The following is a 19310-nucleotide window of genomic DNA, read 5'->3' as shown; positions in this document are numbered from 1 at the left end:
ATCATGCCGCAGTTTTTTACGAATAAACGGTTGATGCTTTTACTCCTTTGTATCATCATTTTAGTGGCAATGATTGGATTTTCGTTAAAGAATGACCGGAATGCAACTTGGCCCGAAAAATTTATTGGCGATACAACTGGTGTATTCCAGACGATTTTTCATACGCCCGCTCAATTTTTTGCGGGCTTCTTTGAAAATATCGAAGACTTAAAAAATACGTACAGCGAAAATGAGCGCCTGCGGAAAAAGCTCGACGGCCAGACGCAATACGAGGCAAAGCTGCAAGAGCTTGAAAATGAAAATAAGTCTTTAAGAAAAGAGCTCGGCCATTTGAAATCAATTAAAGACTATACGCCGATTCTGGCGACCGTTATCGCCAGAAATCCCGATAAGTATGAGTGGTGGAACCTGATCACGATTAACAAAGGTTCTAAGCACGGCGTCGAAAAGGATATGGCGGTCACAGATGAAAACGGCAACTTGATCGGAAAAATCAAAAGCACAAAAGTGAACAATTTCACTTCCACCGTCCAGCTTTTAAGCGCAACAGACAGAAACAACAGAATTTCTACGGTTATCGCTGCAAATAAAGGCAAGAAAACGGTCAACGGAATCATCAACGGCTACGACTCCGAGAAAAAGGCGCTGTCAATGGAAATCATTGAGCCTGATGAAGACAGGGAAGTGAAAAAAGGAGACCTCGTCGAAACTTCCGGCGCGGGCGGCGTTTTTCCGAAAGGCCTGACAATCGGAAAAGTGACAGAGGTGGAACCCGATTCCTACGGCTTGACGAAAATCGCTTATGTAGAGCCGGCGGCCGATATGTATAACCTTGATAACGTCATCGTCGTCGACAGAACGCTTGATACGGTGGATGTCGACAAGATGGACGATGAGGAGGAAGGTTCGTGAAACGCTTCCTTCTTCCCGTCGTTATGATGTTTGTTTTAGTATCTGACAGCGTCTATGCGGATTTTGTCAACCTGCCTTTTGTGACGGAAGAACAGCAGCTCATACCGCGTTTTCTGCTGCTTGTCTTAGTTTTTATGACGGCTTATGTCAATCAGCCTTTTGCCATTACATATGGATTTATTTTCGGACTGTTATATGATATTAATTACACCGACCTTTTAGGTGTATATATGTTCGGTTTTGCCGGTATTTGCTATTTATCGTCAAAAGCATTCAAAGTATTGCAGACAAACGCGCTGGTCGTCATTTTTATTTCGCTGCTCGCCGTCTGTGTTCTTGAATTTTACCAATATGGCGTGCAGATGCTGATACGTCCGGAAATCATGCCGTTCCATCAATTTGTGCTCGGCAGACTCCTGCCTACGCTTGGACTGAACGCCGTTGGTGGCCTTTTGCTCATTTACCCGTTCAAATGGTTTTTTACCAGTCTTAAGAAAGAGCTGAGGAATGAGTAAAAGAGGATTTTATGAGCCGATGTCGAAAAGAGTATGATGTTGAGGTGAACACCGTGAAGACCCAAAAGCAGCAATACGTAACAATTAAAGGAACGAAAAATGGATTGACGCTTCATCTTGATGACTCATGCTCTTTTGAAGAATTATTGTACGGTCTTCAGGATATGCTGTCACTCGAACATTATATGGATGGAAAAGGCCAGAAAATCAGTGTGCTCGTTAAGCTCGGCCACCGTTATGTGACAGAGGAGCAAGAACAGATCCTGACCGATGTGATCACTGAGAAACAAAATCTGTTCATCCACTCCATTGAAAGTGAAGTCATGACCAAAGATGAAGCAAACCGTTTAAAAGCGGAAAGCGAAATTATTTCTGTCGCTAAAATTGTCCGTTCAGGGCAAGTCCTCGAAACGGAGGGCGATTTGCTTCTGATTGGGGATGTGAATCCGGGAGGAATGGTGAAGGCCGGAGGGAATATTTTCATCCTCGGCTCATTAAGAGGGATTGCCCACGCCGGTTTTAATGGAAATAAACGAGCTGTTATTGCGGCTTCGGATATGAGACCGACTCAATTGCGTATCAATCATGTGCTCAATCGCTCCCCAGACCACATCCAAGAAGGGAACGACATGGAATGTGCTTATTTAGATGAAAATGAGAATATGGTCATTGACCGCCTTCAGCAATTAGCTCATTTAAGACCTAGTTTAACAAGGCTTGAGGGAGGAATGTAAAATTGGGTGAAGCTATCGTAATAACCTCGGGGAAAGGCGGAGTAGGCAAAACGACGACATCCGCAAATCTTGGCACCGCCTTGGCCATATTGGGAAAACGGGTATGTCTCGTTGACACGGATATCGGCCTGCGCAATCTTGATGTTGTCATGGGCCTTGAAAATAGAATCATATATGATTTGGTAGATGTCGTTGAGGAGCGATGCAAAATCCATCAGGCGCTTGTGAAAGATAAACGCTTCGATGATTTGCTTTATTTGCTCCCGGCCGCTCAGACAAGCGATAAGTCGGCTGTTCTTCCCGAGCAGATGGTCAAGCTTGTGCAGCAGCTCAAACAAGACTTCGACTACATTGTCATCGACTGCCCTGCAGGGATTGAGCAAGGTTATAAAAATGCGGTCTCGGGCGCTGACAAAGCGATTGTCGTGACGACACCGGAAATCTCCGCTGTTCGTGACGCCGACCGGATCATCGGCCTGCTTGAAAAAGAAGAAAATATTGAGCCGCCGAGACTTGTCGTCAACCGGATCCGCAACCACTTAATGAAAAACGGCGATACGCTGGATGTTGATGAAGTCATTCAGCACTTGTCGATCGAACTGATCGGTATTGTTGCGGATGATGACGAAGTGATTAAAGCTTCCAATAACGGGGAGCCTGTCGTCATGGATCCGAACAATAAAGCTTCAATCGCATACCGGAACATCGCCCGCCGCGTGCTGGGCGAATCTGTGCCTTTACAGTCGTTTGAAGAAGAAAATAAAGGCGTTTTCGCAAAGATTAAATCATTTTTCGGCGTACGCGCTTAACTTGCAAAAAAGCAATCTCCAAAGCGAGATTGCTTTTTTTGCAGTTTCATTGATCGTTTTCGACTTTGTGCTTTAACAAGGAAAGCTTATTGTCCCAATACATGTCGAAGTAGGCGAGCCATTGCTGCAGCTCCGCGAGAGGTTCGGGATGAAGCCTGTACAGTTTTTCTCTGCCCGCTTTTCTCCCGCTGACAAGCCCGGCTTCTGACAAAATTCTCAGATGCTTTGAAACAGCCGTCCGGCTCATCGGGAAATGAGTGCTAATATCTGTTACAGGCAATTCTCTGCCGGCGAGGAGCTTCAGCATTTTTCGCCGTGAGGGATCGGAAACGGCTTGGAACACATCATGTTTTACGGCCGATGATGTCACGAGCCTTCAACTGCCTGACGCAGCTTTTGATTGACGATCGCTTCCCAGCCGCCATTCATCCGATTGCGGACATCCGCTTGTTTTTCTCCCGCTTTTGAAACCGTTTCTTCCGGCGCGCCCCATCCTGAATGAATCAGGGTAAATTCGGTTTTTTCTGCAGATAGCTTTTTCAATTCAAATGTGACGATCCATCCCGATGTATCCCAGCTGAATGCGAGTCGATGCGGCGCTTCAAGCTCGATCACTTTGCACGGGGAGGGGCCGAACGGAGACTGCAAGGTGAATTCACAGCCGATCTCCGGACGGAAATCATTTGGCATAAACCAGGCGGCGATGCCTTCACTGGTGGCGACGGCCTCCCACACTTTTTCTATCGATGCGTGAAAAACAGCCTGTTTATGTATATCAGGCACTTGTTGATTGCTCATAATAGACCTCCTAGAAAAAAGTAAAACCAAATGGTTTCCTATCCATTATATGAAACCATTTGGTTTTATGTCAATGTTCCGTCATAATCCCCTGGGACAAGGCATATCATTGAACAAACGAACCTGAATGTAAAGGATGAGGGTTATGAGTCATAGAGCAGATGAGATTCGAAAAAGAATGGCCAGGAAAAGAAAGCGGAAGACGCCGGACAAACAGCCCTTTTCGTCAGGCGGCAAAAAGCTGCCGGTCAAGCCGCCTGCATGGACAGCCTTTTCAGAAGATGAAAAGGGAGGAGACTTCTCTCCGCCCGAAGGAAGCTCCCTGCTGATAAATGGGAAGCATCCTCTTGTCAAAGCGGATGCGCTCATCATGAAATGTCTTCTGTCGGCATGCCTTGTCCTTGTGTCCGCCATTGCCTACAAAGGCCAGTTTGAACCCGCAAACCAAATCAAACCGGTCATCAGCCAGGTGTTTACTGAAGAGTTCCAATTTGCGGCCCTCCAGAATTGGTATGAATCCAAGTTTGGCGATCCCCTCGCATTCTTTCAGCCGAAAGGCGACAAACCATCCGGCCAGGTCGAGGTGAATCAGGATCTCGCTGTTCCTGCCATGGGAAAGGTTCAGGAGAAATTCTCAGGCCAGGGCATTAAGGTAGAAACAGAAGACGAAACGATCCGCAGCATGAAGGAAGGCTATGTCATTGAAGTGGACAAAAATCCGGAAACGGGCCTGACGGTGGTTTTGCAGCATGCGGACAACAGCTATACCTACTACGGTCAGCTGAAAAAAGCGAATGTCGCTTTATACGATTTTATAGATAAAGGAACGAAGCTCGGAACGATTAAGCAGGATAAAAATCAAAAAGGTGTCTATTACTTTGCGATCAAACAAGGCGAGGAATTTGTTGATCCGATACAGGTGATCACATTTGAATAAATGGACGGAGCTCTTCACCAAGCTTCACATTCACCCGCTGCTGTGGCTTGTCATGGCGATCGGTATCATGACAGGACATATTAAAGCGCTGTTATGTTTAATGATCGTTATTTTGATCCACGAGCTTGGCCACGCTGCTGCTGCCGTTTATTTTTCATGGAGAATTAAAGGCATTTTCCTGCTGCCTTTTGGGGGAACGCTTGAAGTCGATGAACATGGCAACAGACCGTTAAAGGAAGAGCTGGCCGTCATCGCCGCGGGGCCTGTTCAGCATATCTGGCTTCAATTTGCTGCCTGGCTTTTGGCGGTCAATTCGCTCGTCAGCCCTCATATATTTGAAACGTTTACCTTTTACAATCTGACCATCCTCTTGATTAATCTGTTTCCGGTTTGGCCGCTTGACGGCGGGAAGCTGCTGTTTTTGCTGTTTTCAAAACACCTTCCGTATCAGAAAGCACAGCGGATGATGCTGGCTGTGTCATGCTTTTGCTGCGCTGTTCTAATCGCGGCAATTTTGTTGGTTTCCCCGTCACAGCTGAGCGCTTGGGTGCTCCTCGTATTTTTGGCTGCATCCCTTTACCAGGAATATCGCAATCGCCATTACGCCCATATCCGTTTTTTGCTTGAGCGGTATTATGGAAAGGAGAGGGAAGTGCGACGCCTCGCCCCGATCACGGTGTGCGCCGAACAGCGGGTTTATGAGGTCATGCTCCTGTTTAAAAGAGGCTGCAAACACCCGATCATTATTGAGAAGGACGGACAAAAACTGAGCCAGCTTGATGAAAACGAAGTTCTCCACGCTTATTTTACAGACAAGCGCACGACTTCCTCAATGGAAGATCTGCTTTTGGTTTATTGACTATATCCATCTTCTAAAAGACATTGACACTCGAGCTCTTTTCTGGTATATTTTTTAATGTTATGGATGTAGCACCCGTGCTACAACCGCTCAGCACAGGTGTTAAGTGCTTTCTTAGCCCCCTGTGACTGGCGAGTCTTAGTTTATTAGGAGGTGCAGAGATGTACGCAATTATTCAAACAGGCGGAAAACAAATCAAAGTTGAAGAAGGCCAAACTGTATACGTCGAAAAGCTTGCTGCTGAAGCCGGCGAAACAGTTACTTTTGACAACGTATTGTTTGTCGGCGGTGAAAATGTTAAAGTTGGCAGCCCTACGGTTGAAGGCGCTACGGTAACAGGCAAAGTTGAAAAACAAGGCCGCGCGAAAAAAATTACCGTATTTAAGTACAAGCCGAAGAAAAACCAACATAAAAAACAAGGTCATCGTCAACCTTACACTAAAGTTGTAATCGAAAAAATCAACGCTTAAGGCGTGTATGATATGATTCATGCAAAGGTTACCAGAGCCCGATCGAACAAAGACATCTTAGGCTTTGAAATGTCGGGACATGCGAATTTTGCTGAACATGGTCAGGATCTCGTTTGTGCAGGGGCATCGGCGGTCGCCTTTGGAGCTGTTAATGCCGTCATGAAGCTGACGGGCATTGAGCCGGTCATTGACCTCGGGGAAGACGGCGGATTTTTATCTTTCGGATTCCCGGACGGTACGGATCGGGAGGCTTTTGAAAAGGCGCAGCTCCTTCTCGAAGGCATGATCGTCTCCCTTGAAACGATCGAACGAGACTACAAAGGTTACTTAAAAGTAACGACGAACAGAATATAGGAGGTGAGCTACATGCTAAGATTAGATCTTCAGTTTTTTGCATCTAAAAAAGGAGTAGGTTCAACGAAGAACGGACGTGACTCTGAGGCGAAGCGCCTAGGTGCTAAACGTGCAGACGGTCAATTCGTATCTGGCGGTTCCATCCTTTATCGTCAGCGCGGAACAAAAATCTATCCAGGTGAAAACGTTGGGCGCGGCGGAGATGACACTCTATATGCAAAAGTCGACGGAACTGTTAAATTCGAACGTTTCGGCCGTAACCGCAAAAAAGTGAGCGTATATCCTGTAGCCTAACCTTTAAACGAAACTCCGGTCGTTCTGACCGGAGTTTTTTACATACAGCACCGTGACTAGCTTAAAAACACCTTCCCGCCCCCTGGAAAAGGCCGGGTTTCCGCTCTGATTCTGCTTCTTTAAAGTATATAAACGTGTTTCATTTATACTGCCTTCTCTGTTATAATTCAAAGTACAAACTGAATCAGACTCCTAAAATAGAGAACAAACGATTGGGAGTGCAAAAATGGAAGAAACTTCGAAAAAACAAGAAAAGAATATGGACGATAAGGCTTTGACCCATGAGCTTATCCATCTGCTCAGCCACTCAAGGCACGACTGGATGAATAAACTGCAATTGATTAAAGGAAACTTAACATTAAAAAAGTATGACCGCGTATTTGAAATTATTGATGAAGTGGTCATCGAAGCTCAGCATGAATCAAAGCTTTCAAACCTTAAAATCCCGCGTGCGGCGTATGAGCTGCTTACATTTAACTGGATGGCCCATTCGCTGACGCTTGAATATGAGGTGATCGGTCAGGTCAGGGATTTGTCAGCTTATGAAGAGAAGCTCGTCGTTTTCGTCAGAAAGCTGTTTGGGACTTTTGAGGATGCCGTTTTGAAAGGCGGCGACAATCATCTGACGATCACGCTGCAGACGGACGGTCCGGACGACCGGCTTGTCATCTTTCTGGATTTCCACGGCGTATTCACAAAGCTGACCGGTATTAAAGACTTTCATCATTCACTGGCTGATTTTTATGAAATCAAGCGGCTTGATGTAACAGACCGTGAGTGCATCGCCGAAATTCATATCAAGTAAAGCGGTTTTTTAGGAATAGAACGGAGGACATTATGTTTGTTGATCAGGTAAAAATATACGTAAAAGGCGGAGACGGAGGCAACGGTATGGTTGCTTTCCGCCGCGAAAAATATGTGCCAAAAGGAGGCCCTGCCGGAGGTGACGGCGGAAAAGGCGGAGACGTCGTTTTCAAAGTTGACGAAGGCCTCAGCACGCTGATGGATTTTAGATATCAAAGACATTTTAAGGCGACGCGCGGAGAACACGGCATGTCTAAAAACCAGCACGGCCGAAATGCAGAAGACATGGTTGTGAAAGTTCCGCCCGGCACGGTTGTCATTGACGATGATACAAAGCAGGTCATCGCTGATCTAACCGAACACGGACAGGAAGCCGTCATCGCAAAAGGGGGACGCGGCGGACGGGGCAATACCCGTTTCGCGACGCCTGCCAACCCGGCGCCGCAGCTTTCTGAAAACGGCGAACCCGGCAAGGAGCGCTATATCGTTCTCGAGCTGAAAGTTTTGGCCGATGTCGGCCTTGTCGGTTTCCCAAGCGTCGGAAAGTCAACGCTCCTGTCTGTCGTGTCTTCGGCCAAGCCGAAAATTGCCGATTACCACTTTACAACGCTGAACCCGAATCTCGGAATGGTCGAAACGGAAGACGGCCGCAGCTTTGTAATGGCGGATCTTCCGGGACTGATTGAGGGGGCGCACGAAGGAGTTGGCCTCGGACACCAATTCCTCAGACATATCGAAAGAACGCGCGTCATCGTGCACGTGATCGACATGTCGGGTCTTGAAGGGCGCGACCCGTATGAAGATTATGTGACCATCAATAAAGAGCTTGAACAGTATAATCTGAGGCTGACAGAACGTCCTCAAATTATTGTCGCCAATAAAATGGATATGCCGGATGCGGAAGAAAATCTGAAGGCTTTCAAAGAAAAGCTTACAGATGATTATCCTGTTTTTCCAATCAGCGCGTTGACCAGACAAGGGTTGAGGGATCTGCTGTTTGAGATTGCCGACCGTTTGGAAACGACACCGGAATTCCCGCTCTACGACGAAGAAGACATGACTGAAAACAGAGTCATGTATAAGCTTGAGGATGAGGAAGCGCCGTTTGAGATCAGCCGTGATCCTGACGGCACCTTTGTGCTCAGCGGAGCCAAGCTCGAACGCTTATTTAAAATGACGGATTTTTCAAGAGACGAGTCTGTTAAGCGTTTTGCCAGACAGCTTCGCGGAATGGGCGTTGATGACGCGCTTCGGGCCCGCGGTGCAAAAGACGGAGATACGATCCGTCTTCTCGAATTTGAATTTGAATTTATCGACTGATCATACCGGAGAGTTTGCCAGGCAAGCTCTCCGACTTTTAGCTGAAAGGAACGCCTTTCCTTTCGCTCACTGAATCAATGTAAAGGAATCAGGGTTTTTAAAAGGAGAGAAAAGTCTGTGAAAGAGGAGACCTTTTATCTTGTCAGGGAAGACGTGCTGCCGGAGGCAATGCGGAAAACACTTGAGGTCAAAAAGCTGATTGAGCGGAAAAAAGCGGAATCTGTAGCTGAAGCCGTCCAAAAGGTAGATTTGAGCCGAAGCGCTTTTTACAAGTACAGAGATGCGGTTTTTCCTTTTTATACGATGGTCAAGGAACAGATTATCACGCTTTTTTTTCATTTGGAGGACCGCTCGGGAACGCTGTCCCATCTGCTCCAAGTGGTGGCTGAATCGGGCTGCAACGTGCTGTCGATCCACCAGACCATCCCTCTTCAAGGAAGAGCGAATGTCACGCTGTCCGTCAGTACGAGAGGAATGGATGGAAATATCGATTTGCTGATGAACAAATTAAGAAAGCTGGAATTCGTAGAAAAGGTCGAAATACTAGGTTCGGGCGCTTAAAGGGAGAGAATGTCATATATCATGAGTATGAGAGTAGGTTATTTAGGTCCAGAAGCAACATTTACGCACCTTGCCGTCTGCTCCTGCTTTTCAGATGCAGACCAGCAAGCATTTAACACGATACCCGCATGTATGGATGCCGCGATGAACGGCGAGATTGATCTGGCTGTCGTCCCGCTTGAAAATGCGATTGAAGGATCGGTGAATCTGACAATAGACTACTTAATTCACGAACAGCCCCTTTATATTGTCGGAGAAATCACCGCTCCCATCCGTCAGCATTTACTTGTGCATCCTGCAAGAAAAGAGGCTTGGGAAGACATTCAGAAGGTTTATTCCCATTCCCATGCCATCGCGCAATGCCATAAATTTTTGCACAGCCGGTTCCGCTCCATTCCGTTTGAATATGCGACATCCACCGGAGCAGCTGCAAAATACGTGAGTGAACATCCGGACGAGAACATTGGCGTGATCGCCAATGAAATGGCAGCAGCTACGTATGGATTAGACATCGTCAAAAGAGATGTGCATGACTATGAATACAATCACACGAGATTTGTGATGCTTCATCCGGATCACGAGGCATCTCCGCCGGTCAATCCGCACTTGACGGGAAGGCCGAAAACGACTTTGCTGGTAACCCTTCCTTCGGACAAATCAGGGGCTCTCCACCAAGTGCTGTCGGCTTTCGCCTGGAGAAATTTGAATCTTTCTAAAATTGAATCGCGGCCGACAAAAACCGGTCTCGGCAATTATTTTTTCATTATTGATATTGAAATGGCACTGGACGACGTGCTGATTCCAGGTGCGATAGCTGAGCTTGAAGCTTTGGGCTGCAAGGTGAAAATGCTCGGAGCCTACAATGCGTATACATTATAAAGAAAAGGTCCTTTGCGTTGATGACGGCAAAGGACCTTTTCTTTATTCGGGAATGAGGATGCCCGCTTTTTGCAGGGCGTCGCAAGCTTGTTCGATCTTCTCTTCGTCATCTGCCTCCAATGTGTGCAGATGGGTGCCGTTTGTCAGTTGAGACAGATAAGCGGCGTTTGTCGACGAGATTTTTTTGACGAAATCCGAGACTTCTTTTCTTGTGCTGACCCTGATCGAAGCTGTTAAGTCGCCGTAGACCGGATGTTCAATCGTTACATCTTTCACGGTTACGCCAAAGTCGACGATCAGATTCAGTTCTTCTTCCGTTTTTTCCGGCTCGTGTTCACAGGCGATGAGCCGCTGAACCGGCTGTTTTTTGCCGAGGGCCGACCGCAAATACACGTATCCTTGGCTTGTTGCGATGATCGGTTCGTTTTTTGCTTTTAATAAAGAAATGTCCTGTACGATGACCTGCCGTGAAACAGATGCTCTTTTCGCCAGTTCGCTTCCTGTCAGCGGAGCCTCAGACTCCTTAAGCCAGGCCAGAAGCTGCTGGCGCCGCTCAGCTCCCGTAAGTTTTAATCCGTCTGTCAATCCGATGGTCTCCTTTCTCATGCATCATATCTTCAAAAACGTCCAACAGCTTATCAACATGTTCGCTTGTCGTATCGTATCCGAACGAAATTCGGACGAATTGAAGCGCGAGCTCCCTTGGGATCAAAAGGGCTTTCATCGTATTCGACGGCTCATGATAGCCCGCTGAACACGCGCTCCCGGTAGAAATGCAAATTCCTCTCCGATTACATTCCAGCATAGTATATTGTCCTTCAAAGGAATGAAAAAAACAACCTATAATATGCGGCAGAACATGCGAATTTGCCGAATCGGGCACAGCGAGGGAGACGGGAAGCTTCCGGGCTTTTGCCTTTTCCAGAAAACGGGCGCGCAGTTCCTGATGTTTGAGATACGCGGCACCCATACGCTTTATTGTCAACTCGGCAGCGGTAATGAAAGCGCCGATTCCAGGGACATTGACGGTGCCGCTCTTCAATCCGTTTTCATGCAAAGTGCCCGGGTAGACGGGTTTCCAGTTCACACCAGGCCGGATATAGACCGCTCCAACTCCTTTTGGTCCGTATACTTTATGGCTTGAAACAGATAAGGCATCAGCGCCGAGCTCATCAATGCAAACCGGAATCTTGGCAAAGGTCTGTACGCAGTCGCTGTGCAGGAGCACGTCCCGCTTATGCAAGTAAGCCGAAAGCTTTGCCAGGGGCTGGATGACGCCTGTTTCTGAGTTGGCATGCTGAATTGAGACGAGACCTGTATCAGGGCGGAGATGCCGTTCCAGTATCTCTGTTGTGATGATGCCTGAAGCATCGGGTTTCATCAAGTCGACTTTAAACCCCAGTATCTCAAGATGCCGCTTTAAAATGTGGATCGACTGATGTTCCATTTCTGTCATTAAAAAGCGCTGCTTTCCGGCGGGGAGTCCATTTAAGAGGGAGTGAATCGCCAAAAAATTGGCTTCGGTGCCGCCGCCCGTAAAATAAACGCCTTCTTCTTCCCCGGATAAAAGTTCCGCCATCCTTTGGCGGCAGTAGCGCAGAATGCTTTCGGCTTTCCCTCCCGCATCGTGCAGACTGCTCGAATTTCCGTACACGTCTGTGCTCAGTTTTTGAAACGCGTCCAAGGCTTCTTTTGCCGCCGGTGTCGTCGCTGCATAATCAAGATAAATCACAACTCTCGTCTCCCATTCTTTATAAAAAATACTTGAGTTTATTTTATCGATATGTAAATATAAGTGTCAAGACACATGTAAATTTACAGGAGGAGTCGACATGTCTCATCAGACGATAATTGTTGTCGGAGCAGGTGCCGCTGCGCTGTCTTTTGCTGCATCCATTCCGCCGTCTTATGAAGTGATTGTGATGACAAAAGCATCTGTAAAAGACAGCAATTCAACCCTCGCTCAGGGAGGAATTGCCTCGGCTGTATTGCCTCGCGATTCCTGGTCAGCTCATGCGGACGACACATTATATGCCGGATGCGGCCACAATCAAATCGAAGCGGTTCAAGATGCCATTAAAGACGGCCAGCGCCTTGTTGATGAGCTGATTCTTCAGCATTTCCCTTTTGATACTGACGAATCCGGAAAGCTCAGCCTCGGCAAAGAAGGCGCACATTCGATGAACAGAATTTTGCATGCCGGGGGAGACGCTACGGGGCAGGCGCTGATCCGGCACTTAATCGGAAGGCTCGGTCCTCATGTCGTATTGAAAGAATACGAAACGGCGGCGGATTTATGGATTGAAGACGGACGCTGTGCGGGCGTCTGGACGAAAGACCGCCAGGGAAAGGCTTTTCTCAGGAAAGCCGATTTTGTTGTGCTGGCGGCAGGAGGCTGCGGAAATCTATTTCAAATCAACACGAATAACCGTTCTGTGACAAGCGATGCGATTTCTTTGGCATATCGGGCAGGAGCCGAGCTCGCAGATTTGGAATTCGTTCAATTTCATCCTACATTGCTCGTCAAAGACGGGCGCGCACACGGGCTTGTTTCAGAAGCTGTGCGCGGAGAAGGCGCTGTCTTGGTTGATGAAAACGGACAGCGGGTGATGGAAGGCATTCACCCCATGCAGGATTTAGCGCCGCGGGACATCGTATCTCGTGCGATTCACGAAAAGCTGGCCTGCGGAAGCAGCGTATTTTTGGATATTACCCGCATATCAGACTTTAAAAGCCGCTTCCCTACGATTTCCTCTCTTTGCGAAAAAGCCGGAATTTCCATTGAAGAAGGCCGGCTTCCGGTTTCACCGGGCATGCATTTTTTAATGGGGGGCGTTTCTGTGAACAGATGGGGGGAAACGGACGTTCCACACCTTTATGTGATTGGGGAAGCCGCATGCACAGGCTTTCACGGCGCCAACCGTCTGGCAAGCAATTCTCTCTTGGAATGCATCGTCTTCGGAAGGAGAGCGGCGGATCGGATACAAGCTTATGAAAAACCTGAGCCTGTCAGAGGCCAATCTCCTCAGCCTGAGGATGTGACATATTCTGTTCCCCTGACAAATGTGAAGGATATTCAAAAACACATGACGGATCATGTAGCGATCGTGCGAACGGGGGATGAATTGACGAAGGTGAAAGAATGGCTTGAGCGAGTGCCTTTTCAAATCGTGAATGTGAAAGAAATCACAAAAGAACAGCTTGAATTAGCTCATTTATGGCAGACCGCCAAGCAGATGACGGTCTCGGCATTGATTCGTACAGAAAGCAGAGGCGGCCATTACCGTTCGGATTGCCCGGCGCCTGATGATAAAAACTGGCATGGCAAGCAAATCGTTCACACAAAAGGCGGGATCAAGATAAAACAAAACGAAGGGATTGTGAAATATGCAGCGGCTCATACTTAGGAACATGCTTAAAGAATTTTTCAAGGAAGATATCGGCTGGGGGGATTTCACTTCTGAAGCCGTTTTTGACGACAATCTTCAATGCGAAGCTGTCATCACAGCGAAGGATGACGGATTGTTTGCAGGAGAATTAGTGATTTTCGAAGGCTTTCGGCTGCTAGATGAAACGATCGCCGTGCAAATGCTGAAAACAGATGGCGAAGCGGTTCATAAAGGAGAAACGATCGCGCGGCTCAAAGGCCGTGCAGCTTCCCTCATGACCGGCGAACGGGTCGTGCTGAATCTCATTCAAAGAATGTCGGGGATCGCCACTTTAACAAAGCAGTCCGTTATCAGGCTGAATGATCCGGATATCGCGATTTGCGATACGAGAAAGACGACCCCGGGCCTGCGCATTCTTGAAAAATACGCGGTCAAAACCGGCGGGGGCTGCAATCACCGCTTTGGCTTGGACGGCGGCATCATGATTAAAGACAACCACATTGCCGCCTGCGGCTCGATTTTAAAAGCGGTTGAAAAAGCACGGTCAGCGTGCGGCCATATGGTCAAAATCGAAGTGGAGATCGAGTCTGAACAAGAGCTTCATGAAGCGATTGCGGCTGGTGCCGATATCATTATGTTTGACAATTGTCCTCCTGACAAGGTGAAAGCATTTGCGGAAATGACACCCGCCGGCATTATTACGGAAGCTTCAGGCGGAATTTCATTTGAAAATCTCGCCGCATACAGGGGAACAGGGGTGCACTGTATTTCATTGGGCTACTTGACTCATTCGGCGAAAAGCCTTGATATCAGCATGAATGTCGATCTGAAAAAATAAGCGGGATTGGAGAGGTGACAGATGTTTATTTTAAATTTGATTCATGACAGAAACGCCGGCATGATGCCGGAGCTGTATAAAGAATTGACCGAAGAAGAAATGGCCGGAAGGATTTTGAATATCAAAAAGAAATTCGGAGAAAGGCTGTTTATCCCGGGGCATCACTACCAAAAAGACGAAGTGATCCAATTTGCGGACGCGACGGGAGATTCGCTTCAGCTGGCGCAAGTCGCCCAAAAAAATAAAAAAGCGGAATATATCGTGTTCTGCGGCGTACATTTTATGGCAGAAACAGCCGATATGCTCACTTCGGACGAACAGATTGTCGTTTTGCCGGACATGCGCGCAGGCTGTTCGATGGCCGATATGGCCAACATGCAGCAGACGAATCGCGCCTGGGAAGAGCTTTCAGAGCTGTTTGGCGATACAATCATTCCCCTCACATATGTCAATTCGACAGCGGAAATCAAAGCTTTTGTAGGAAGAAACGGGGGAGCATCCGTGACATCCTCAAATGCGGCCCGCATGTTGACATGGGCGCTATCGCAAAAGGAGAGGATTTTATTTCTTCCGGATCAGCACTTGGGACGCAACACGGCATTTGACCTCGGCATTCCTCTCAGCAGAATGGCGGTATGGGATCCCATTGCAGAAAAACTTGAGTATAACGGCGATTATGAAGACATAAAAATCATTTTGTGGAAGGGGCATTGCTCTGTTCACGAAAAATTTACCGCGGCGAATATCAAAAACGTTAAAGAGCGGGATTCGGACATTAATGTTATCGTTCATCCGGAATGCACCCATGAAGTCGTCGCACTCAGCGATTTCAGCGGGTCTACAAAAAAAATCATCGATACGATTAATGAAGCAAAACCGGGGAGCAAATGGGCGATTGGAACAGAGATGAACCTTGTTTCACGCATCATTCAAGAACATCCTGATAAACAAATCGAATCCCTTAATCCAGATATGTGCCCTTGTTTGACAATGAACAGAATCGACATGCCGCATTTGCTGTGGTCGCTGGAGCAGATTGACAAAGGTGAACCGACAGGCGTGATCAAAGTGGATCAAGATATCGCAAAAGATGCCATTCTTGCGCTGAATCGGATGTTAACGATCCGTTAAATTTTTGGAGAACAAGTTTTTATCATAACCCCTCCGCTATGCGCATAAATTTGTGGAGAAGCATATTTGTTATTCTCATCTGTTCGTTCACGTTTTTGCATAGGAGGGGAAAACGTTGAAAATTCATATTGTCCAAAAGGGCGATTCTCTGGAAAAAATCGCGGAAAGATATGAAGTGGACTTTGAAGAACTGAAAAAGCTGAATTCGCAGCTGAGCAATCCAGATTTGATCATGCCGGGCATGAAAATCAAAGTACCGTCAGGGGGAGTGCCGGTCAAAAAAGAAGAACAGCTCAATATGCGAAAAGAGTTACCGAAAAAACAGCAGGAACATCCATTTGCAAAAGAAAAGCCGAAAAGCAAGCTTGATGTTGAAGATATAAAACCGAAAGAAAAGCCTTCGGTTCCTTATGTTCCGCCTGTCCCGAACATCGGACAGTCAAGTTTGCCTGAAGGCGACATATCGAATTTGTATCAAAGCGTCAATCAGCTTCACCAGCCGTACGCACCTCCAAAACCTTATGAACATCAAGAGAAAGGCCCCAACATGTATAATCCATGGACAAATGAGGAGGAGAATCATATGGAAAATGTCAATTATCCGAATGTTCCGCAGCCGCCGAATGTCGGTGCAGCAGGTGATGAAAATAAGCAGTTTCACGGCATGCCGAATGTAGCTGCTGCCGGATATCATCACCATCCGCATCCTTATCCGTTCTATCCTGGAGGCTGCTGGATTCCTGTTTCACCGGTGCTGCCTGGATCGGGATTATGCCACCCTTGGTATCCATATCCTGCTCAAATGATGCCTTACATGCATCAGCCTAGCTATGTATCTCCTGCTGAATATGACGGTGATGACAACATGGGGCATGACAATGTCGGTCATCACGGATATCATCATCAGCCGATGACTGCTCCGGCATATGCGCCTTATCAGCCGTTTCCGGGAAATGCACCGCCAAACGTCGGTCACGATCCCAATATGGCACACGGCAAAGAAGATGACTGCGGGTGCGGGCCGGGCCAATTCCCGGGAGGTTTTCCGGGTGCAGCGCCATATGGACAGATGCCGCAAATGGGAGCTCCGTACGGTATGGGCGGATACGGACAGCAGCCCGCAGGCGGACAGATGTTTAACAGACCGGAAGATGAAGAAGACTGATTCGGAATGGGACGATGATCTATCGTTCCTTTTTTATTGTGGACCGCTATAAACACTTTCATGCTTTTTCACGGACTGTCTATAACTGTCAAGGGTAACTCTTCACATCACGCACATCCTAAAAAAGAGCGCAATGCTCAAATTCAGCGGTTTTCTACGGGGGGTATTACCATTGGACAGCAAGCTGAAAGTGTTTTCGGGTATTTTGCTTTTGACAGCTGGTCTATCTGCCTGCGGAACGAACGACGCTATAGATAATGGAAACAATACGCGTCCGATCGGATATTATTCAAATGATGCAGATCGTAATAACGGTCTTGATAATGACGGTCCTGTTACAGAAATGCTTGAAAATATGAACGGGAGAAACGGTGCAACGAACGTGAACAATCGAGCGGGCAACGGGAATCCCGTTCCAACAGGCGATGGAACTTTCAGCCGGGGAGACATGAATTATCACAATCATTTGGTGAACACGGCGGACACAGGCTATAACAGACCAGAAAACCGTAAAATCTCCAGGAATATCACTGGACGCGTCAACAAATTGAATTATGTTGACGAGAGTCAGGCCGTGGTAACGAACGAAACGGTCATCATCGCGGTACGGTCAGATAAACGGCTGACAAATAATGAGAGAACTCAAATTAGAAAAGCAGCCAAAACGTTTGCTGGAGACCGGACCGTTCAAGTTGTCGAGGATGACGGCGCATTTACAAGGCTCCGCGAAATGAACGACGACCCTCAGAACATTAGGGATCGCGGAGACACGACGAATAACAATTTGAACCGCTTGCGCAACCAATGACAAGCAGGGAATTGCCGGGGATTCCCCGGCAATTTTTTTGTGAGCGTTCGGCCGATTTCTTTACAAAAACGGAGAAAACCGTATAAAGTGTACATAGAGACGAGAATTTTTTTGGAGGTAGAAAGATATGGCTGGCCATTCTAAATGGAAAAATATTCAGAGAAGAAAAAATGCCCAAGATGCTAAACGCGGCAAAATTTTCATGAAGCTTGCCAAAGAAATATATGTAGCCGCAAAAGAAGGGGGACCCGATCCCGAATCTAACGCAAGTCTGCGTCTCGTCATCGATAAAGCCAAAAATGCAAACATGCCAAACGACAACATCGACCGCGCCATCAAAAAAGCTTCCGGCAGCCAGGATGGAAAAAGCTACGAGGAAATTACGTATGAGGGCTACGGCCCAAGCGGTGTGGCTGTCATGGTCAACTGTTTGACAGATAATAAAAACCGGACGGCGACAAACGTCAGAACCGCCTTCAGCAAAAACGGCGGCAGCTTGGGGGAAACAGGATGCGTTTCTTATATGTTCGACCGGAAAGGATATATTGCAATCGAGCGTGAAGATCTTGAGATAGATGAAGAGGAGTTTATGCTTGAGGTTATTGATGCCGGTGCCGAGGAGCTCGAAACGAGCGAAGAGCTGTTCGAGATTTATACTGAGCCCGAACAGTTTGAAGAAGTAAAGAAAAACTTGGAGGAGCGCGGCTACCAAATGGCGACAGCCGAAATTACAATGGTTCCGCAAACCTATGCAGAGGTCGATGAAGCACTTCAGGAAAAAGTCGAAAAGCTCATTGACGTACTTGAAGATGATGACGATGTGCAGGAAGTGTATACGAACGTTCATTAAAAAGGACGCCGCACCGGGTTCGCGGCGTCTTTTTATGTATCATCAACCAATTAGCAGCCGTATCAAGCTGCTGCGGAAACAGGATTTGATTTTTTATCATATATTGTGAAGGAGTATGTCATTATGAGAGGAGGATCTGCAAATGGCTGAACAGCACGGGAATGAGAAGTCTTTCACGGCTATGGGCGGCAGTCCGCAAGACAAGGAAACCGCTCAAATCATCGAGAGAGTCAACGGCCTTATCACGGGATTTGGCGAATCGATCTATGAGCTGGTTCAGAAAAACAGCGGCATCGATCTGAGAGAGGCCGATTTCACAAAAAGCGAAAATGCGGAACTTAATGAAGCGATCCAAAATGTCATCAGCGAATATATTCAAAATCTCAACAATCTGAATGCCGATCTTAGCGGAAAGATCGGTGAATCGATCAACGGCTTTGTCACAAACAAAGATCAAAAAGATGTTTAAACATTTGACAGCATGACGTGTATTGCCGGCAAAGCTGCATTCAGCCTTGTCGGCAAGTTTTTTTATACATATGAGAATATGCTGTAACGCTAAATGCTTTTTTTCATGCCGCAGCGCCGGCATTCACGCAAAAACTGCCCGTTTTTTACAGAGCTTTTAAAAAGGGTGTAATCGCAATTGTCGCACCGTCCGTGGCGGACATCCGGATATTGATTGTAATCATAAACTTTTGTCAGGTCGTAGCCTTTTGTTTCATATTCTGTTTCCATGTTTTATCACCTGCATTTTTATTGTCGGTAATAGGATAACAGAACGGGGATGAAAAGAAAATATAACATCTGCAGCCGGCAGACGCGGCAGATTTTACTTTTATCAAACCGTATACCCCGTTTCTGATAGAACGCCTCATTCTCA

General features: G+C 47.1%; 25 protein-coding genes and 1 other annotated feature. Of the genes, 20 read left to right on the top strand and 5 right to left on the bottom strand.

The annotated features are described in order from the left end of the window. Positions 1 to 3: 3 nt before the first annotated feature. The 4 genes from mreC to minD are packed head-to-tail and all read left to right on the top strand — an operon-like array spanning position 4 to position 2970. Positions 4 to 912: a rod shape-determining protein MreC gene (gene mreC / locus MHI30_RS14975; protein WP_017474373.1), complete on the top strand. Its 909-nt coding sequence runs from the start codon at positions 4 to 6 to the stop codon at positions 910 to 912. After that, on the top strand, positions 909 to 1427 hold the full coding sequence (gene mreD / locus MHI30_RS14970) for a rod shape-determining protein MreD (RefSeq protein WP_020452449.1): 519 nt from the start codon (positions 909 to 911) through the stop codon (positions 1425 to 1427). The genes mreC and mreD overlap by 4 nt, the downstream gene beginning before the upstream one ends. A 53-nt stretch (positions 1428 to 1480) precedes the next feature. Beyond that, on the top strand, positions 1481 to 2161 hold the full coding sequence (minC, locus tag MHI30_RS14965) for a septum site-determining protein MinC (protein ID WP_075752505.1): 681 nt from the start codon (positions 1481 to 1483) through the stop codon (positions 2159 to 2161). A 2-nt stretch (positions 2162 to 2163) separates the two neighbouring features. Next, positions 2164 to 2970, top strand: coding sequence for a septum site-determining protein MinD (minD, locus tag MHI30_RS14960; protein WP_020452447.1), 807 nt, complete (start codon positions 2164 to 2166; stop codon positions 2968 to 2970). Positions 2971 to 3016: 46 nt separating this feature from the next. On the opposite strand, the gene MHI30_RS14955 is transcribed toward minD, so the two are convergent. After that, the gene (locus MHI30_RS14955; RefSeq protein ID WP_023855421.1) at positions 3017 to 3340 is read right to left on the bottom strand and encodes a metalloregulator ArsR/SmtB family transcription factor; all 324 of its coding nucleotides are present in this window, start codon (positions 3338 to 3340) and stop codon (positions 3017 to 3019) included. Continuing rightward, positions 3337 to 3768: an SRPBCC domain-containing protein gene (locus MHI30_RS14950; RefSeq protein WP_035338321.1), complete on the bottom strand. Its 432-nt coding sequence runs from the start codon at positions 3766 to 3768 to the stop codon at positions 3337 to 3339. Before MHI30_RS14950 ends, MHI30_RS14955 begins: the two co-directional genes overlap by 4 nt. A 145-nt stretch (positions 3769 to 3913) precedes the next feature. Between MHI30_RS14950 and MHI30_RS14945 the strand changes: the two genes are divergently transcribed. From MHI30_RS14945 to pheA, 9 genes are all read left to right on the top strand, one after another. Continuing rightward, the gene (locus tag MHI30_RS14945) at positions 3914 to 4705 is read left to right on the top strand and encodes a peptidoglycan DD-metalloendopeptidase family protein (RefSeq protein WP_075752037.1); all 792 of its coding nucleotides are present in this window, start codon (positions 3914 to 3916) and stop codon (positions 4703 to 4705) included. Continuing rightward, positions 4698 to 5564 carry a M50 family metallopeptidase gene (locus MHI30_RS14940; RefSeq protein ID WP_075752038.1) on the top strand — a complete coding sequence of 289 codons (867 nt, stop codon included), beginning with the start codon at positions 4698 to 4700 and terminating at the stop codon, positions 5562 to 5564. Before MHI30_RS14945 ends, MHI30_RS14940 begins: the two co-directional genes overlap by 8 nt. Positions 5565 to 5638: 74 nt before the next feature. Next, positions 5639 to 5713, top strand: a sequence feature (ribosomal protein L21 leader region). Positions 5714 to 5725: 12 nt separating this feature from the next. Then, a complete protein-coding gene (gene rplU, locus MHI30_RS14935; protein WP_003184027.1) occupies positions 5726 to 6034 on the top strand; it encodes a 50S ribosomal protein L21 in 309 nt (102 codons plus the stop codon). 12 nt (positions 6035 to 6046) lie between these two features. Then, positions 6047 to 6388 (top strand): ribosomal-processing cysteine protease Prp, encoded by a 342-nt coding sequence (locus MHI30_RS14930; protein WP_035338334.1) that lies wholly within the window; start codon positions 6047 to 6049, stop codon positions 6386 to 6388. Positions 6389 to 6400: 12 nt separating this feature from the next. Beyond that, a complete protein-coding gene (gene rpmA, locus MHI30_RS14925) occupies positions 6401 to 6682 on the top strand; it encodes a 50S ribosomal protein L27 (protein WP_003184023.1) in 282 nt (93 codons plus the stop codon). Between the two features lie 226 nt (positions 6683 to 6908). Continuing rightward, complete coding sequence (locus MHI30_RS14920) at positions 6909 to 7487, top strand: sporulation initiation phosphotransferase B (protein ID WP_075752039.1); 579 nt, start codon at positions 6909 to 6911, stop codon at positions 7485 to 7487. 32 nt (positions 7488 to 7519) lie between these two features. Then, positions 7520 to 8806: a GTPase ObgE gene (gene obgE, locus MHI30_RS14915; protein WP_020452440.1), complete on the top strand. Its 1287-nt coding sequence runs from the start codon at positions 7520 to 7522 to the stop codon at positions 8804 to 8806. A 117-nt stretch (positions 8807 to 8923) separates the two neighbouring features. Beyond that, positions 8924 to 9367, top strand: coding sequence for an ACT domain-containing protein (locus MHI30_RS14910; protein WP_023855415.1), 444 nt, complete (start codon positions 8924 to 8926; stop codon positions 9365 to 9367). Between the two features lie 27 nt (positions 9368 to 9394). Next, positions 9395 to 10246, top strand: a complete 852-nt coding sequence (gene pheA, locus MHI30_RS14905) for a prephenate dehydratase (RefSeq protein ID WP_035339345.1) — start codon at positions 9395 to 9397, stop codon at positions 10244 to 10246. Between the two features lie 42 nt (positions 10247 to 10288). Here pheA and MHI30_RS14900 read toward each other — a convergent pair whose 3' ends face one another. After that, a complete protein-coding gene (locus MHI30_RS14900) occupies positions 10289 to 10831 on the bottom strand; it encodes a transcription repressor NadR (RefSeq protein WP_075752040.1) in 543 nt (180 codons plus the stop codon). Then, a complete protein-coding gene (locus MHI30_RS14895; protein WP_075752041.1) occupies positions 10800 to 11978 on the bottom strand; it encodes an IscS subfamily cysteine desulfurase in 1179 nt (392 codons plus the stop codon). Before MHI30_RS14895 ends, MHI30_RS14900 begins: the two co-directional genes overlap by 32 nt. 100 nt (positions 11979 to 12078) lie before the next feature. Between MHI30_RS14895 and nadB the strand changes: the two genes are divergently transcribed. The 7 genes from nadB to MHI30_RS14860 all read left to right on the top strand — a co-directional run bounded on the left by nadB (position 12079) and on the right by MHI30_RS14860 (position 18896). Next, the gene (gene nadB, locus MHI30_RS14890; RefSeq protein WP_075752042.1) at positions 12079 to 13653 is read left to right on the top strand and encodes an L-aspartate oxidase; all 1575 of its coding nucleotides are present in this window, start codon (positions 12079 to 12081) and stop codon (positions 13651 to 13653) included. Beyond that, complete coding sequence (gene nadC / locus MHI30_RS14885; protein ID WP_075752043.1) at positions 13634 to 14473, top strand: carboxylating nicotinate-nucleotide diphosphorylase; 840 nt, start codon at positions 13634 to 13636, stop codon at positions 14471 to 14473. Before nadB ends, nadC begins: the two co-directional genes overlap by 20 nt. 21 nt (positions 14474 to 14494) lie before the next feature. After that, positions 14495 to 15604 (top strand): quinolinate synthase NadA, encoded by a 1110-nt coding sequence (gene nadA, locus MHI30_RS14880; protein ID WP_075752044.1) that lies wholly within the window; start codon positions 14495 to 14497, stop codon positions 15602 to 15604. 115 nt (positions 15605 to 15719) lie between these two features. Further along, on the top strand, positions 15720 to 16769 hold the full coding sequence (gene safA / locus MHI30_RS14875) for a SafA/ExsA family spore coat assembly protein (RefSeq protein WP_075752045.1): 1050 nt from the start codon (positions 15720 to 15722) through the stop codon (positions 16767 to 16769). Positions 16770 to 16941: 172 nt separating this feature from the next. After that, positions 16942 to 17577 (top strand): YhcN/YlaJ family sporulation lipoprotein, encoded by a 636-nt coding sequence (locus MHI30_RS14870; protein ID WP_075752046.1) that lies wholly within the window; start codon positions 16942 to 16944, stop codon positions 17575 to 17577. 127 nt (positions 17578 to 17704) lie between these two features. Continuing rightward, a complete protein-coding gene (locus MHI30_RS14865) occupies positions 17705 to 18427 on the top strand; it encodes a YebC/PmpR family DNA-binding transcriptional regulator (RefSeq protein WP_075752047.1) in 723 nt (240 codons plus the stop codon). 142 nt (positions 18428 to 18569) lie between these two features. Further along, positions 18570 to 18896, top strand: coding sequence for a hypothetical protein (locus tag MHI30_RS14860; RefSeq protein ID WP_075752048.1), 327 nt, complete (start codon positions 18570 to 18572; stop codon positions 18894 to 18896). Between the two features lie 89 nt (positions 18897 to 18985). On the opposite strand, the gene MHI30_RS14855 is transcribed toward MHI30_RS14860, so the two are convergent. Further along, entirely contained in the window at positions 18986 to 19165 is a 180-nt protein-coding gene (locus MHI30_RS14855) for a hypothetical protein (protein ID WP_003183993.1), read from the bottom strand. Positions 19166 to 19310: the final 145 nt, after the last annotated feature.

The organism is Bacillus sp. FSL L8-0528 (genome assembly GCF_038593085.1).
In the GTDB taxonomy this organism is placed as follows: Bacteria; Bacillota; Bacilli; order Bacillales; family Bacillaceae; genus Bacillus; species Bacillus paralicheniformis.
Note: the sequence above shows the minus strand (reverse complement) of the source record. Positions and strands in the feature narration are given on the sequence as shown.

Coding starts and splice junctions, on each gene's coding strand:
- mreC (WP_017474373.1), top strand. CDS start 4: ATGCCGCAGTTTTTTACGAATAAACGGTTGATGCTTTTACTCCTTTGT.
- MHI30_RS14950 (WP_035338321.1), bottom strand. CDS start 3,768: ATGAGCAATCAACAAGTGCCTGATATACATAAACAGGCTGTTTTTCAC.
- MHI30_RS14945 (WP_075752037.1), top strand. CDS start 3,914: ATGAGTCATAGAGCAGATGAGATTCGAAAAAGAATGGCCAGGAAAAGA.
- rplU (WP_003184027.1), top strand. CDS start 5,726: ATGTACGCAATTATTCAAACAGGCGGAAAACAAATCAAAGTTGAAGAA.
- MHI30_RS14930 (WP_035338334.1), top strand. CDS start 6,047: ATGATTCATGCAAAGGTTACCAGAGCCCGATCGAACAAAGACATCTTA.
- rpmA (WP_003184023.1), top strand. CDS start 6,401: ATGCTAAGATTAGATCTTCAGTTTTTTGCATCTAAAAAAGGAGTAGGT.
- MHI30_RS14920 (WP_075752039.1), top strand. CDS start 6,909: ATGGAAGAAACTTCGAAAAAACAAGAAAAGAATATGGACGATAAGGCT.
- obgE (WP_020452440.1), top strand. CDS start 7,520: ATGTTTGTTGATCAGGTAAAAATATACGTAAAAGGCGGAGACGGAGGC.
- pheA (WP_035339345.1), top strand. CDS start 9,395: ATGAGAGTAGGTTATTTAGGTCCAGAAGCAACATTTACGCACCTTGCC.
- nadB (WP_075752042.1), top strand. CDS start 12,079: ATGTCTCATCAGACGATAATTGTTGTCGGAGCAGGTGCCGCTGCGCTG.
- nadC (WP_075752043.1), top strand. CDS start 13,634: ATGCAGCGGCTCATACTTAGGAACATGCTTAAAGAATTTTTCAAGGAA.
- nadA (WP_075752044.1), top strand. CDS start 14,495: ATGTTTATTTTAAATTTGATTCATGACAGAAACGCCGGCATGATGCCG.
- MHI30_RS14865 (WP_075752047.1), top strand. CDS start 17,705: ATGGCTGGCCATTCTAAATGGAAAAATATTCAGAGAAGAAAAAATGCC.
- MHI30_RS14860 (WP_075752048.1), top strand. CDS start 18,570: ATGGCTGAACAGCACGGGAATGAGAAGTCTTTCACGGCTATGGGCGGC.
- MHI30_RS14855 (WP_003183993.1), bottom strand. CDS start 19,165: ATGGAAACAGAATATGAAACAAAAGGCTACGACCTGACAAAAGTTTAT.